Here is a 13,594-nt window from a genome sequence, read left to right on the forward strand (position 1 = left end):
ACACGCTCCTTTACTTTACTAAATCGATGAAATTCTTGATAGACGACAAGCCGTCCGGCGTGCCAATACTTTCTGGATGATACTGAAAACCATAAATAGGCAGGCTCTTGTGCTGGATAGCCATGATTGAGTTGTCATCAACCGCCCGAGCCGTCACTTCAAACTCCTCCGGCATCTCCTCAATCAAAATCGAATGATAGCGCATGACCGGCCGCCCATCCTCTATCCCTTGATAGATAGGAGATTTTCTCTCAAAGCGCAGAATACTTTGCTTGCCGTGCATGACTTTGGGAGCCAAACCCAGCTTTCCGCCAAATACTTCTGCAATGGCTTGATGCCCCAAGCAAATCCCCAAAATCGGCTTTTTACCGGTAAAATTACGGATAAGTTCTTCCATCCGTCCTGCATCTGCTGGCCAGCCTGGACCCGGAGACAGCACCAAAGCATCAGCTGCTTCTGCTGCTTGATAAAGACCTGCATCATCATTTCGCAAGACCCTAACTTCTGCAAAATTGCCGATATATTGGGCTAGATTGTAAGTAAAAGAATCATAATTATCAATCAATAAAATCATTGCATCTCTCCTATCTTGGTCATTGATTTGGCCTTGTTGATGGTTTCTTGGTATTCATTAGTAGGGATTGAGTCATAAACAATACCCGCTCCAGCTTGAACATAAGCTCTGCCGTTTTTCAAAATCATGGTCCGGATAGCAATGGCAAAATCCATATCCCCTGTCGCAGACAGATAGCCAATAGCACCCGCATAAACACCACGTTTTTCCTGCTCCAACTCATAAATTCGCTTCATGGCTCGAATCTTAGGTGCACCCGAGACGGTGCCGGCCGGCAGGGTTGACTTGAGGGCATCCATAGCTGTCAGTTGGGGCAAAAGCTGACCACGGACTACACTGGTCAGATGCATGACATAGCGGAAATACTCTACCTCCATGTACTTAGTGACTTCCACGCTATTATTCTGAGCAATTTTACCAATATCATTACGCCCCAAATCAACTAACATGCGGTGTTCCGCCACTTCCTTCTCGTCAGCCAGCAACTCCTCTGCCAAGGCTTTATCCTCTCTCTCATCCTTCCCGCGCGGCCTGGTCCCAGCGATAGGATTGGTCGTAACCTGACCCTGCTTGACAGACACCAGACTTTCTGGGCTGGCTCCGATAATCTGATAATCCCCGAAATCATAGAAGTAGAGATAGTTGGAAGGGTTGGTCACACGCAGATTGCGATAGTAATCCAGTGGTTTACCAGAATACTCTGCTGAAAACCGCTGACTGAGCACACATTGGAACATATCTCCCTGCCGAATCAAGCTGCGCGCATCTTCCACCATTTTTTCAAAAGCCATCTGCTCGATATGGCTCTGGAAGTTCAAACTGGACAGTTCCAGTGGTGAAAATTCATCTGCTGCTGGCTGCGCCAGCTCAGTCATGATTCGCTCCAGACTAGCAGCCAAATCAGCTTCGCTTCTATTACTGTAGAGCGCCTCCTCAACGATATAGACCTTGTCTTTTTTATGGTCAAAAACCATGTAACTCTCATAGACGAAAAAGTGCATATCCGGCGTTCCAATCACATCAGCTGGAATCTGGCCAATCTCCTCATAGAGGGAAATCATATCATAGCCGACAAAACCGATAGCTCCACCACCAAAAGGCAGGTCTGAATGATGGCCTTTTTTTACGGCCAACTCATGAAGATAGTCCAAGGGATCCGCCTCTATTACTTGCCCGTTATTTGTTAATCGGCCGCTTTCATAGCGGACTTCAAAGACTGGATTATAGGCTAGGATAGAAAAGCGGGCTGTCTCGCTATCTCTCGGAATACTCTCCAAAATCACCTTGTGGTCGCCCTGAATCCGCATATAAGCCAGAATCGGTGATAAAATATCAGCTGGTAAAATCTTTTGCATAATTTTTCTTTCTATTTAATCAGAAGTGCTTAAGGAGGAACAAACTGCTAGCTATGACTGCATTCGCAAGAACAGATAGCACCTGTTCACTGTCGTAACTTGCTCCAGAACTACAGAAAAACGCCCGCACAGTTCATCCTGTGAGGGCGTGTCATCGCGGTGCCACCTCAGTTATGGAGTTTTCAGGCTCCACATCTCATTTACCTATTTACAGTCATTTAGATCCCTTTTAGTAGAAGGCAGCATACTGGTTTACAACAAAGCATGCTAACAAAGTAATAAAAGTTCAACTAATGGACAAAATTTTGACTCCAACAGCCCATTTCATAACTTCTCCTGCCTGTTCTCAGCAACCACAGACTCTCTGAAAGGAGGGATGTTACTACTCTTCTGCTGGGTATTTTATTTTCGTTTTTCTAGATAGTCGGCAATGGCTGCCACGTCCTTGTCTCCACGACCAGATACATTGATAATGATGATTTGGTCAGATGACAGTTGCGGAGCTCGCTTGATGGCTTCAGCAATGGCGTGAGAACTTTCGATTGCCGGCAAAATTCCTTCCTTTTGTGTCAAGAGGAGCAAAGCATCTACAGCTTCATCATCTGTCGCTGCTACATATTCTACTCGACCAGAATCTTTAAAGAAAGCATGTTCAGGACCAACTCCCGGATAGTCCAAGCCTGCTGAAATTGAGTAAACCGGTGCCACCTGACCATCTTCAGCAAAGACAGCGTAGGTCTTCATACCGTCCACTACTCCGACACTTCCCTTGGTCATGGTCGCCGCGTGCTGGTCTGTATCAAGTCCACGCCCAGCTGCTTCAACACCAACCAGCTTGACTTCTTCATCCGCCACATACTGAGAGAAGGCGCCGATAGCATTGGAGCCGCCACCTACGCAGGCAATAACATAGTCCGGCAAGCGGCCTTCCTTGTCCAAAATCTGCCGGCGAGATTCTTCACTGATCATCTTTTGGAACTCATGAACAATCGTCGGATAAGGGTGAGGACCGACAGCAGAACCCAAAACATAGAAGGCTTCCAAATCGCTCATCCAAGCTCCAAAGGCTGCATCCACAGCATCCTTGAGGGTTTTGGTTCCCGTTTCCACTGCATGAACAGTCGCACCCATCATTTCCATGCGGAAGACATTAAGGCGCTGGCGTTCTACATCCTCTGCACCCATGTAAACATCGCACTTCATACCAAACTTAGCTGCGGCTGCCGCAGTTGCCACACCATGTTGGCCAGCTCCAGTTTCAGCGATGACTCGGGTCTTGCCCATGCGCTTAGCTAGAAGAATCTGTCCCAAAACATTATTGAGCTTGTGAGAGCCCAGATGATTGAGATCTTCCCGCTTCAGATAAATCTTAGCTCCGCCCAGGTGCTGGGTCAGACTTTCTGCATAGTAGAGCGGGGTTTCCCGACCTGAATAATCTGCCAAATAATGTCGGTATTCATTTAAAAATTCTGGGTCATCCTTGTACTTCTCAAAAGTCGCTTCCAATTCATCCAGCAAGGCCTGGATAGGCTCCGGTACAAAGGAGCCGCCGAATTGTCCAAAATATCCTTTAGTTTCTGTCATCTTGATTGCCTCATTTCTTTATTTTCAAGCAAAACAAAAGCCCACACACAGAAAAAACTCTGTGTGAGGGCGTAAAATCGCGGTGCCACCTCAATTATGGAGCAAAGTATAGACTGCCTCCATATCTCTGTCTTGTCTAACAACAAGCTGCACTGTAAGGTGTGCTCACCGAATTTTTATTGCTTCAAATTCATTTTTTGCATCAGCCCACTTCATAACCTTCCACTGCCTGTTTCCACCAACCACAGGCTCCCTGAAAGTAGAAAAAATTATTACTTTTCTGATGATTTATTTTATTATAGGCCTTTCCCTTTTTCTTGTCAAGAAAAAATTTAATTTTTTCTCCTAAACCCGAACCTTTCGCGCGCTAATCTCTTTTGAGAGCGTCGTCTTGACGATTTTTCCAGATTTTCTGACCAAGCTGAAATGCCCGCCAAGCCAGATAACCACCCAAAGTATTGGTCCAAAGATCATCAATCTCAAAGACTCGGTTGGCGTTGATAAGAAGATCCAGCAGAATCTGAGTCACTTCGATAGACAGGCTCATCCCAAAGCTCAGCCATACAACTCTCTTTGTGCTCCGCAGTTTAGGAAAGAGGTAAAGCAATTGAAAGATTAAGGGTGATAGCAAGAAGATATTGGCTAGATTTTGGATAAAGACCTTGACCAGCTGAATCCAAGAAGTAATCTCGCCAATATTTACAAAGGAATTAAAAGGGATTAACAAAACCACTATTCGGCCAAAATACTGGATTCCCGGCGTCTCCATTCCCGGCTCTGGAACCTGAGGAATAAAGCACAGAATGCAAAGCATCAGGAAATAGAGCCAGCTTCCCCCTGCTAGCAATCTCCGTCCCTTAGAAGTCAGCTCACCGTCTGAAGTCAGATAGTTCTTAAGGCTGAACATTTTCTACCAATGCTTTCTCGCGATCACGCTTCATAGTATTAGAACGCAGCTGGCCACAGGCTGCATCAATATCTGTACCATGTTCCTGACGAACTACACAGTTGACTCCGTTTTTCTTGAGAGTATCATAGAAAGCCATCACGCGCTCTTTGGGACTGCGGCTATATTGGTCGTGCTCGCTAACGGGGTTGTAAGGAATGAGATTGACATAAGACAGTTTCTTAATATTCTTGAGCAGCTCAGCCAGCTCCTTGGCCTGCTCTACCCCGTCATTGACTTCATTGAGCATGATGTACTCAAAGGTCACCCGGCGGTTGGTCGTCTCAATATAGTATTCGATAGCCGCAAAAAGCTTTTCGATAGGGAAGGACCGGTTAATCCGCATGATGCTGGTCCGTAAATCATTATTCGGGGCATGGAGGGATACAGCTAGATTAACCTGCACACCTTCATTGGCAAAGTCACGAATCTTATGAGCCAGCCCTGAAGTCGAAACCGTGATATGACGGGCTCCGATAGCCAAACCTTTGTCATCATTGACCGTCCGGACAAACTTGAGCACGTTGTCATAGTTGTCAAAAGGCTCACCGATTCCCATAACCACGATGTGGCTGACCCGCTCATCCTGACCACGCTCGTCAAAATACTTCTGAACCAGCATAATCTGAGCTACAATCTCACCGTTATTGAGGTCGCGTTGCTTTTTAATCAAGCCAGAGGCACAGAAAGTACAACCGATATTGCAGCCAACTTGGGTGGTCACACAGACAGAAAGTCCATAGTGCTGGCGCATGAGCACCGTCTCAATCAGCATACCGTCCGGCAGCTCAAAGAGGTACTTGACCGTACCGTCAGCAGACTCTTGGACGATACGCTGTTTAAGCGGATTGACGGCAAACTGATCATTTAGCTTGGCAATCAAGTCCTTGGACAGATTAGTCATCTCTTCAAAAGACTGAACCCGTTTACGGTAGAGCCACTCCCAAATCTGGGCGGCCCGAAATTTCTTTTCTCCCTGAGCTTCCGCCCATTCAATCATTTCCTGACGCGTTAAGCTATAAATAGATGGTTTCATTTTTCTCCTTTATTCTGACGAATTACAAAATGGCGATTGCTGTCTTTTTGCTTTTTCTGCCTATCTTGCTGGGAATTGTTACGAGAGCGCTTATTGTCTCTTTTAGAACGGCTGTCTCGGTCTCGCTCGCTTCTGCGATTACGGTTGTTCCCAGAACGGCTATTGCGAGAACGTTTTGACCGACCTTCTGTCTCTTTCTTGCCATGCGATTTCTTATCAAAGGAAGCGCGCTGGGGATTTGGATTTTCCAAGACAAAATAAGCACAGCCATAGCTGCAGTACTCCAGCAAATAGTCTTCTAAGCGGCTGATCTTCTCATCGCTCTCATTAGCCCGCTCGTCCTTGTAAAAACCACGCAGGCGCAGCTGCTCATTGCCCCAGTCACCGACAATATAGTCAAACTTGGTGAGAATTTCTGAAAAACGCTGATGAAAGGCCGTCAAGTCAAAGCCTTCCTTATAGTTCTCAATCAATTCAAACTCGAATTTTTCTGCAACAATCTTGCTATCAATCTGTTTGAACTCCGGTCCTGGGAATTTATTATAATTATATAATTCAGGTGAAATATCTTTACGCATACTCTTCCTTTAACAATCTTGGATAGTTTATCTACAACACTTTATTTTATCATAAATCAGCCAGTATTTCGCGGACTTTTCATCAAAAATATCTTTCTGAAAAAAGTCAGACGATTTAAAGTAGAGAAGACCAGCTGATCTTGTCTGTTTCACAAGAAAAATCTTAGCAAAAGCTAAGATCTTACTTGTTCTTTTTCAGATAGTCAATGGCGTCCTGTAGCGTTTTAACTGGAACAATTTTCATATCCGTTTTAATCTTCTTGGCTGTCTCCAGAGCCGTTTGGTAGTTGTTTTTCCCATTAGGAGAAAGCTTCTTCTCTTCTTCTGTCAGTTCATTGTTGGGTGCAAAGAAGATATCTGCTCCGCTTTGGGCTGCTGAAACAACTTTCTTATCAATTCCGCCGATCTCACCAACTTCACCTTCTCGGCTGATGCTGCCGGTCCCTGCAATATCGCGGCCATCACGAAGGGTCGGATCAGCCAACTGGGTATAAATAGCCAAGCTGAACATAAGACCAGCACTAGGACCGCCGATACCCTCAGTTGAAAATGTAATTGGAATACTGCTGCTGACTTCCGTCCGGTCTATCAGACTAATCCCAATCCCGTTCTTACCGTTCTCCAACTTGATAATCTTTCCGGTTGCCGATTTCTCCTGACCATCTTCTTGGAAAGTCACCTTGACCTTATCCCCAAGCTTCTGCGCGTTGACATACTTGACCAGCTCCTCAGAACTTTCAAATGTTTTGTCATTGACACCAGTTACCGTATCAGCAATATTGAGAACTCCCTTGAAGGTTGAGTTATCAGCTACCTGCAGGACATAAACCCCCAGATAATCCATCTTAATCTCTTTACCAGCTGTCGTCAACCCTTGATATTTAGCCATATTTTGTGATGTTTCCATGTAAAATTGGTTGATCCGATTGAACTCCTCATCCGTGGAGCCACCCGTCATATCCTTGGCAGAATAAATATCTGTAAAAGGGGTCAGCCAAGCATAGACCAGATGAGCAAAGGTTGCCTGCTCTACTCCGACCGTCACAAAGTTGTAGGAACCCGCTTCCTTGTCGGCCTTATTATCAACCAGCAAGACCTTACGAACATCCTCGGCACCACCAGGAACTTCTATATAATAAGGCAGACGAACGTAAAGAGCTGCTATAAAAAAGGCAATAGTGACGCCAATGACCGTCGGCAATATAAACTTCTTAATTCTTTTCATTGTTGATTCTTTCTAATTCTTTGATTACACTTTGGGGCACATAGGCTGCGATATCCTGTTGAAAAGCAATCAGCTCACGAATACGTGATGAACTGATATGCTGATAGTCCGGCTTGCTGAGTAAGAAAATCGTTTCTATTTCTCCCGCCAATTCCTGATTGAAAAAGTTCATATTGGCTTCATAGTCTAGGTCTTGACTGTTACGGAGACCACGCACAAAGACCTTGGCTCCTAGTCTTCTGGCCACTGTCACTGCTAGCTCATTCTGAGAAGTAATAACCTCAACATTATCCAAATGCTGCAGAGCTTCTTTGACCATGCGCTCTCTGGCCTCAATTGTGAAAAAACCAGACTTTTCTCGGTTATAGAAAATCCCTACATAGAGCTTATCAAAGAGCCTGCTGGCCCGCTCAATCAGGTCCACATGGCCCTTGGTCATCGGGTCAAAAGACCCTGTGAATAATCCTATCTTATCTGACATACACCGTCACCTTTGAAATTCCATATATCTTCTGCTTCCAAATGCCCAGCCCTGCAATTTCCTCAGGCAGCTCTACTTCCTTGTCCGTCTCACAGACTACTAGGACATCTTGACTCAAGAGCTGACGCTCCTCTAGCTTCCCAAGGTCAGCCACAATCTGCTCCTTGGCATAAGGCGGATCTAAGAGAACTAAGTCAAAAGCCCCCGTCAACATTTCCAAAGCTCGGCCAGACTCCATCTTGAGCAAGTCAAAACGTTCCGGCTCCTTTGTCATCTGAATATTCTCTGAAATAATAGCCTGAGCTCTGCGATCCCTTTCGACTAAGACAGCTTCCTCCATACCTCGCGAAATAGCTTCAATGGCCAAACTCCCACTCCCAGCATAAAGATCTAGCACCCGACCGCCGTCAAAATAGGGACCAATCATATTAAAAATTGCCCCCTTGACCTTATCGGTCGTAGGTCTGGTCGTCTTGCCGTCCAAAGTCTTGAGGGGCCTGCCCCCGTATTTACCTGCAACAACTCTCATAAAAAACATTATAACACACATCGCACAGGAGGCCAATTTTTTGAAAACTTGACAGACAAAAAATAGAAGTCCCCCAAATTAGAGACTTCTGTTTTCTTTTAGTTTTAGTAAAAAATCAATTAATTCAGGCTGACAGTCTGCCTTATCCAAGATCAGCCCTATTGACCGGCCAACCATAATATAAAAAGTTTCTGGCTTGTCTATAATCGCCACAATATCTTGATAGTCAAATCTGGCATTGTTATTCCGATTAACGACACGAAAGTCTGTCTCATAGAAGCTAAACTCCTGCTCTATATCATGCCAGAGGGGGTTGCCTCTATAAAACTTTTTAATATGGCGATTCATGGACAGATAGTAAAGAAAAGGAAGGACAGCCACAGTAACAAGAAAAGCTACGCCTCGCAAAGGTTCCCCGATGAAAAAACAGATTGCACCGCATATCAGCACCACTATCTCAGGGAGAATCAGTGAAAAGAGGCCATTCTTTTTATACCAAAAATTGGTCCAAGCGAAACGGCGATAAGCTTCTTCTGTCATAATCGTTTTTGCTGTCATAGGAAACATCTCTCTACCTCCAAGTTATATTCCTCCCTACAGTTTACCACACTCTTGCTAAAAATAACAATACTCAAGAAAGAACTTGCTTTTCTCGATTTCATTTGTTATACTATATGTAACTTTTAAAACGTTACATAGGAGGTGTGATATGTTTTCGCATGAAAAATTAAAAAAACGCAGGCTGGAGCTTAATCTGACACAGTCTTCCATTTACCAAGAGCTTGGCATCTCTCGAAAAACTTACTCTGCTTGGGAAAATGGTCTAGCAGAACCCCACGCAAAAAATCTCAGGAGGTTGGCCACCTGTCTCAAGGTCCAAGAGAACTACTTTGTGGATGAGACCAGTACGCTCTACACCTACCCTTTACTAACCCCACCGCATAAAAAGGAAGTAGACCAGCTAGCTAGTCAACTCCTAGAGAGACAGCGCAAGGTTAGCTCTCTTACAGCCTATAAAGTTCTATCCGTTGAGCTGGCTGCAGGTCGTGGTCACAGTTATTATGACAATGAAACAGACTATGAAACTGTCTACTTTGATCAAGATATCCAGCACGACTTTGCATCTTGGGTCTCTGGGGATTCTATGGAGCCCAAGTATCCCAATGGCTCTGTTGCCCTTATGAAACAGACAGGATTCGACTACGATGGGGCAGTCTATGCTCTCATGTGGAATGGCAAGACCTATATCAAAAAAGTCTACCGAGAAGCTGAAGGTCTACGTTTAGAATCTATCAATCCTGACTACGAGGATCTCTTTGCTCCCTACGAAGACCAGCCTAGCATTGTTGGTATCGTAGTCGGACATTTTCTGCCGATTGAGGTATAAAACTATGGTCCTATTTGATTATTCACGCGAGCCTCGTTCAGACATCGCTTTTGTGGATATGAAAAGTTTTTATGCCTCTTGCGAATGCATTGCCCTCGGCCTTGACCCTTTAAAAACCTCGCTCTGTGTCATGAGCCGAATTGAAAATTCTGCTGGACTGATACTAGCTGCTACCCCTCTCTTTAAAAATAATTTCGGCAACCAGAATGTCAGCCGAAGCTATAATCTTCCTTTTGATGTCCACACCCGTAAGTTCAACTATGCTGTTGCTCGCAAGCAGGGACTGCCGATTACAGCAGATTATGTGCGCTTTATTGAATATGCTGCTCAAAAGACCTTATTGGTCCCACCTCGGATGAACTACTACATCCATAAAAACATGGAAATCCAAAAAATTTTCCAGGATTTCGCAGCTCCCGACGACATTTTTCCCTACTCAATCGATGAGGGTTTTCTAGATTTGACAAGCTCTATCAACTACTTCATTCCCGATCAGACGCTGGACCGCAGGACCAAACTGGATCTGCTGGCTGCCCGCATTCAACAGGCTATCTGGAAGAAGACCGGGATTTATGCCTCTATCGGCCTGAGCAACGCCAATCCCCTCCTCGCCAAGCTAGCCTTGGACATTGAAGCCAAACATACAAAAAAGATGCGGGTCAACTGGTCCTATGAAGATGTTCCCAGTAAGGTCTGGACTATTCCAAACATGACTGATTTTTGGGGCATCGGCCACCGAACAGCCACCCGTCTTAAGAAGCTGGGAATCCACTCCATTTATGATTTGGCTCACTTTAATCCCGATATTCTCAAAAAAGAAATGGGGGTCATGGGCCTGCAGCTTTGGTTTCACGCTCACGGCATTGATGAAAGCAATGTGCACAAGCCTTATCAGGTCAAGTCACACGGCCTAGGGAATTCGCAAATTCTCCCCCGAGATTATAGACAGAAGGCAGAGATTGAGCTGGTTTTTCGAGAAATGGCTGAGCAGGTCGCCATTCGTCTCAGACGCTCTGGCAAAAAATGCCAACGCGTCTCAATCTATGCCCGCTATTCCAAACAGGAGCGCCTGCCTTCCATTCATACACAGAAAAAAATTGAGCCCACTAACAACAGCGATCGATTGGCTCAAATCGTCGTTCAGCTTTTTCGTTCCAAATATCAGGGCGGGGCTATCCGACAGATTGGCGTTTTTTACAGTGACTTTGTCGATCAAGGATATGGTCTGATTTCTCTCTTTGACGATCCTCTGCAAATTCAAAAAGAAGAGGAGCTCCAACAGACGATTGACCGCATCAGAGATTGCTTCGGCTTTGCCTCTCTGCTTAAGGGAAATGCCTTGCTGGACTCCTCCCGTGCTATTGCTAGAAGCAAGCTAACCGGTGGCCATTCTGCTGGAGGTTTGGAGGGCTTATCATGACTGACCGCTCTTATCTCCCCTATCAGTCTGCTCGTGACTTTCAGGATCGGGGCATGGCTAAATGGGCTGGCTTTTTCCTCTCTGAGCATAGCACTGCTTTGGCCAAAAAAGAACTAGATATCAGTCGCCTGGCCCAGCTTGACAGACAGGAGAAATTCCAGTTACTCAACCAAGCCTACAGTCATCAAGTTCCCATCAGAATCACCTTTCTTAATCAGGGAAAGCTGACCGACATTACTGCTACCGTCTTTCATCTGGACTGCAAGCAGGTCCTCCTGCAGGAAGGTGACCATTACAAAGGCCTTGCTATCCATCAGATTCTTTCGATACAAGCTTCAGGAGGCGCAGATGACCACTCAAAATGTACATGAGGAACTTCAATTTGACTATTTTTCCCAGAATTACTATCAATTTCAAGAGGATTTTTATCAATTTTCCAATCTTCCCCAGCCTCTGATGGTCATGGAAGATGATATCCTACTCCACATGGCCAGCCGCCAGGTCACTCATTTCAAACTTTCCAAGACCAAAAGTTTGGACAAGAAAGACCATTACTTCCACTTTACCGTCAGTCGTCCAGACCAAGCAAAACGACTCTGTATCTACCACTATCAAGGCCAAACAGAAGATATAAATCAATAAGCTCCCAAACTTAGTTTGGGAGCTTATTGTAGGGAACTGGCCATCTACTAGAATCTTCTCAATTATTTATTGCTTTAAGTCAGGTAAATAACATTAAAGATTTGAGCCAGCTATATTTAAAGCCAAGAAGCGCCATTCTTTTTAGGTTATCTATTCAGTTCATTTGTATAAACTAATTTCATACTAAAAACACCCCAATCGTTAGATTTTCTGTCTAACTTTTGGGGTGAAAGTCAAAGCGAATTATCTTTTCTTTTATTTTTTATCGGTGTCAAGATTTGCAGCTTCAATAACCGGCTGCTCATCTTGTTTTAGCTTGTTAACAGTCATATTAACACCAAGAGCTCCTGCTAGGAGTTGACGAATATCGAAGCCTGCACCTTGCGACACTTGGTCAATACTCTGCATGATATCACCAACCATCTTAGAAGCATTGCCTTCACCATACATAGTGATTTTGTCCACTTTAGTAAGCGGCTCTGCTACAGCACGGGCAATTTCTGGCAGTTTGTCTACAATCATCTCAGTAATGGCTGCTTCTTGCATCTTCTTCATGGCTTCTGCTTTTTTATCCAAACCTTGAGCTTCGGCTTCTAGCTTAAGACGAATCGCTTCCGCTTCAGCACGTCCTTTAGCTTCAATAGCTTCGGCTTCTTGCAGTTGCGCAAACTTTTCAGCCTCGGCTTGAGCCTTGCGAGCTTCGGCTTCTTTTTGTGTTTCAAAGAGTTCTGCCTCGGCTTGACGTTGACGCTCAATCAATTGTGCTTCCGCCGCTTGTTGGCGAGAGTATTTTTCAGCCTCAGCCTGTTTGCGGATGTTAGCATCCAGTTCTTGCTCCCGGACCTTAACTTCACGTTCCTTGACTTCAGCTTCCTTCTCTTGCTTCATGATATTAGCTTCAGCGGCCACGCGCTCTTGCTCACGACGCTGAATTTCTGCCTCGATCCCTTTGGCTGCATCAGCCTTAGCTTGCGCAATATCTGCTTCCTGCTTGAGGGCTGCTTGCTTCAGTTTCAACTCATTTTGCTTTTGAGCAATTTCCAAGTCAGCAGCTACCCGCTTGTCGTTTGCTAATTTGTCTTGCTCAGCTTCTACTTCCTTGCGCTCACGTTCAGCTTTAGCCTTTGCAATTAAGGCATCTTTTTTGATGGTTTCGACATTTTCAATACCGAGATTATCAATCACGCCACCTTCATCTGAAAAAGATTGGACAGTAAAAGCGATGACTTCCAAGCCCATTTTAGCCAAATCAGGAGCTACGTTATCCTGCACTTTTGAGGCAAATTCCTGACGGTCATTGACCATCTTGCGTAATTCCATCTGACCAATTACTTCACGAAGATTTCCTTCCAAGACATCTTGAACAGAGTTAGAAATATCAGTTGTATTCCAATTAAGGAAGTTTTCTGCCGCACGAGCAATCATTTCGTCAGTCGTTCCGATTTTTAGCTTAACTGCTGCATCAGCACGAACATTAATGAAGTCTAGAGTTGGCACCGCCTCAGACGTACGAACATCTGTTGAGAACTGCTCAATGTCCAGATAAGAGCGTTGCTCAACAAAAGGAATCATAAATCCAGCCTTACCTCGAAGGTGACGCTGTTTACGAAGACCTGTAATTACAACTACTTCGTTAGGGCGTGCGTTAACATAGCCTTTCACTAAAAGTACGACAAGGACAACCAGACCAATAATTACTGGAATCAACCAAGTTGGAAAGAAAAATGTATCCATTAAATCTCCTTCTAAAAGACAATTTCCATTGTCTATTTTCTTTTTATACTTAGTATAACAAATTATTTCAAATTCTCAAATTATTTTCAAAATTTTTACAAGA

At 44.7% G+C, this 13,594-nt stretch carries 15 protein-coding genes and 1 other annotated feature; of the genes, 4 read left to right on the forward strand and 11 right to left on the reverse strand.

Annotation, left to right across the window (positions count from 1 at the left end; genetic code table 11):
• Positions 1-10 precede the first annotated feature (10 nt).
• The 10 genes from J1C81_RS08630 to J1C81_RS08675 form a co-directional block, all read right to left on the reverse strand.
• Positions 11-574 carry an aminodeoxychorismate/anthranilate synthase component II gene (locus J1C81_RS08630; RefSeq protein ID WP_002915713.1) on the reverse strand — a complete coding sequence of 188 codons (564 nt, stop codon included), beginning with the start codon at positions 572-574 and terminating at the stop codon, positions 11-13.
• Positions 571-1,929: an anthranilate synthase component I gene (gene trpE, locus J1C81_RS08635; RefSeq protein WP_002915714.1), complete on the reverse strand. Its 1,359-nt coding sequence runs from the start codon at positions 1,927-1,929 to the stop codon at positions 571-573. Before trpE ends, J1C81_RS08630 begins: the two co-directional genes overlap by 4 nt.
• 402 nt (positions 1,930-2,331) lie before the next feature.
• The gene (trpB, locus tag J1C81_RS08640) at positions 2,332-3,513 is read right to left on the reverse strand and encodes a tryptophan synthase subunit beta (protein WP_002915715.1); all 1,182 of its coding nucleotides are present in this window, start codon (positions 3,511-3,513) and stop codon (positions 2,332-2,334) included.
• 62 nt (positions 3,514-3,575) lie between these two features.
• Positions 3,576-3,805, reverse strand: a binding site (T-box leader).
• A gap of 75 nt (positions 3,806-3,880) precedes the next feature.
• Positions 3,881-4,420, reverse strand: a complete 540-nt coding sequence (locus J1C81_RS08645; RefSeq protein ID WP_002915716.1) for a VanZ family protein — start codon at positions 4,418-4,420, stop codon at positions 3,881-3,883.
• On the reverse strand, positions 4,407-5,495 hold the full coding sequence (rlmN, locus tag J1C81_RS08650) for a 23S rRNA (adenine(2503)-C(2))-methyltransferase RlmN (protein ID WP_002915717.1): 1,089 nt from the start codon (positions 5,493-5,495) through the stop codon (positions 4,407-4,409). Before rlmN ends, J1C81_RS08645 begins: the two co-directional genes overlap by 14 nt.
• Entirely contained in the window at positions 5,492-6,073 is a 582-nt protein-coding gene (locus J1C81_RS08655) for a YutD family protein (protein WP_002915718.1), read from the reverse strand. The genes rlmN and J1C81_RS08655 overlap by 4 nt, the downstream gene beginning before the upstream one ends.
• A gap of 181 nt (positions 6,074-6,254) precedes the next feature.
• Entirely contained in the window at positions 6,255-7,298 is a 1,044-nt protein-coding gene (locus J1C81_RS08660) for a SepM family pheromone-processing serine protease (protein WP_002915720.1), read from the reverse strand.
• Positions 7,285-7,779, reverse strand: a complete 495-nt coding sequence (gene coaD, locus J1C81_RS08665) for a pantetheine-phosphate adenylyltransferase (protein ID WP_002915721.1) — start codon at positions 7,777-7,779, stop codon at positions 7,285-7,287. Before coaD ends, J1C81_RS08660 begins: the two co-directional genes overlap by 14 nt.
• A complete protein-coding gene (gene rsmD / locus J1C81_RS08670; protein ID WP_002915722.1) occupies positions 7,769-8,317 on the reverse strand; it encodes a 16S rRNA (guanine(966)-N(2))-methyltransferase RsmD in 549 nt (182 codons plus the stop codon). The genes coaD and rsmD overlap by 11 nt, the downstream gene beginning before the upstream one ends.
• Positions 8,318-8,386: 69 nt before the next feature.
• Positions 8,387-8,875: a YcxB family protein gene (locus J1C81_RS08675; protein WP_002915723.1), complete on the reverse strand. Its 489-nt coding sequence runs from the start codon at positions 8,873-8,875 to the stop codon at positions 8,387-8,389.
• 142 nt (positions 8,876-9,017) lie between these two features.
• Here J1C81_RS08675 and J1C81_RS08680 point away from each other — a divergent pair, with 142 nt between their 5' ends.
• Genes J1C81_RS08680 through J1C81_RS08695 form a run of 4 tightly spaced genes read left to right on the forward strand, consistent with a single transcriptional unit; the run spans position 9,018 to position 11,757 of the window.
• Complete coding sequence (locus J1C81_RS08680; RefSeq protein WP_002904012.1) at positions 9,018-9,695, forward strand: helix-turn-helix domain-containing protein; 678 nt, start codon at positions 9,018-9,020, stop codon at positions 9,693-9,695.
• 4 nt (positions 9,696-9,699) lie between these two features.
• Entirely contained in the window at positions 9,700-11,115 is a 1,416-nt protein-coding gene (locus J1C81_RS08685; protein WP_002915725.1) for a Y-family DNA polymerase, read from the forward strand.
• The gene (locus J1C81_RS08690; RefSeq protein WP_002898070.1) at positions 11,112-11,486 is read left to right on the forward strand and encodes a hypothetical protein; all 375 of its coding nucleotides are present in this window, start codon (positions 11,112-11,114) and stop codon (positions 11,484-11,486) included. The genes J1C81_RS08685 and J1C81_RS08690 overlap by 4 nt, the downstream gene beginning before the upstream one ends.
• Positions 11,464-11,757, forward strand: coding sequence for a DUF5960 family protein (locus tag J1C81_RS08695; protein ID WP_002898071.1), 294 nt, complete (start codon positions 11,464-11,466; stop codon positions 11,755-11,757). The genes J1C81_RS08690 and J1C81_RS08695 overlap by 23 nt, the downstream gene beginning before the upstream one ends.
• Positions 11,758-12,012: 255 nt before the next feature.
• Here J1C81_RS08695 and J1C81_RS08700 read toward each other — a convergent pair whose 3' ends face one another.
• Positions 12,013-13,491 (reverse strand): flotillin family protein, encoded by a 1,479-nt coding sequence (locus J1C81_RS08700; protein WP_002898072.1) that lies wholly within the window; start codon positions 13,489-13,491, stop codon positions 12,013-12,015.
• Between the last annotated feature and the right edge of the window lie 103 nt (positions 13,492-13,594).

The organism is Streptococcus sanguinis, from assembly GCF_050225395.1.
Classification (GTDB): Bacteria; Bacillota; Bacilli; order Lactobacillales; family Streptococcaceae; genus Streptococcus.

Coding starts and splice junctions, on each gene's coding strand:
- rlmN (WP_002915717.1), bottom strand. CDS start 5,495: ATGAAACCATCTATTTATAGCTTAACGCGTCAGGAAATGATTGAATGG.
- J1C81_RS08660 (WP_002915720.1), bottom strand. CDS start 7,298: ATGAAAAGAATTAAGAAGTTTATATTGCCGACGGTCATTGGCGTCACT.
- J1C81_RS08700 (WP_002898072.1), bottom strand. CDS start 13,491: ATGGATACATTTTTCTTTCCAACTTGGTTGATTCCAGTAATTATTGGT.
- trpB (WP_002915715.1), bottom strand. CDS start 3,513: ATGACAGAAACTAAAGGATATTTTGGACAATTCGGCGGCTCCTTTGTA.
- J1C81_RS08675 (WP_002915723.1), bottom strand. CDS start 8,875: ATGTTTCCTATGACAGCAAAAACGATTATGACAGAAGAAGCTTATCGC.
- J1C81_RS08630 (WP_002915713.1), bottom strand. CDS start 574: ATGATTTTATTGATTGATAATTATGATTCTTTTACTTACAATCTAGCC.
- J1C81_RS08655 (WP_002915718.1), bottom strand. CDS start 6,073: ATGCGTAAAGATATTTCACCTGAATTATATAATTATAATAAATTCCCA.
- J1C81_RS08695 (WP_002898071.1), top strand. CDS start 11,464: ATGACCACTCAAAATGTACATGAGGAACTTCAATTTGACTATTTTTCC.
- J1C81_RS08685 (WP_002915725.1), top strand. CDS start 9,700: ATGGTCCTATTTGATTATTCACGCGAGCCTCGTTCAGACATCGCTTTT.
- J1C81_RS08680 (WP_002904012.1), top strand. CDS start 9,018: ATGTTTTCGCATGAAAAATTAAAAAAACGCAGGCTGGAGCTTAATCTG.
- J1C81_RS08690 (WP_002898070.1), top strand. CDS start 11,112: ATGACTGACCGCTCTTATCTCCCCTATCAGTCTGCTCGTGACTTTCAG.
- rsmD (WP_002915722.1), bottom strand. CDS start 8,317: ATGTTTTTTATGAGAGTTGTTGCAGGTAAATACGGGGGCAGGCCCCTC.
- trpE (WP_002915714.1), bottom strand. CDS start 1,929: ATGCAAAAGATTTTACCAGCTGATATTTTATCACCGATTCTGGCTTAT.
- J1C81_RS08645 (WP_002915716.1), bottom strand. CDS start 4,420: ATGTTCAGCCTTAAGAACTATCTGACTTCAGACGGTGAGCTGACTTCT.
- coaD (WP_002915721.1), bottom strand. CDS start 7,779: ATGTCAGATAAGATAGGATTATTCACAGGGTCTTTTGACCCGATGACC.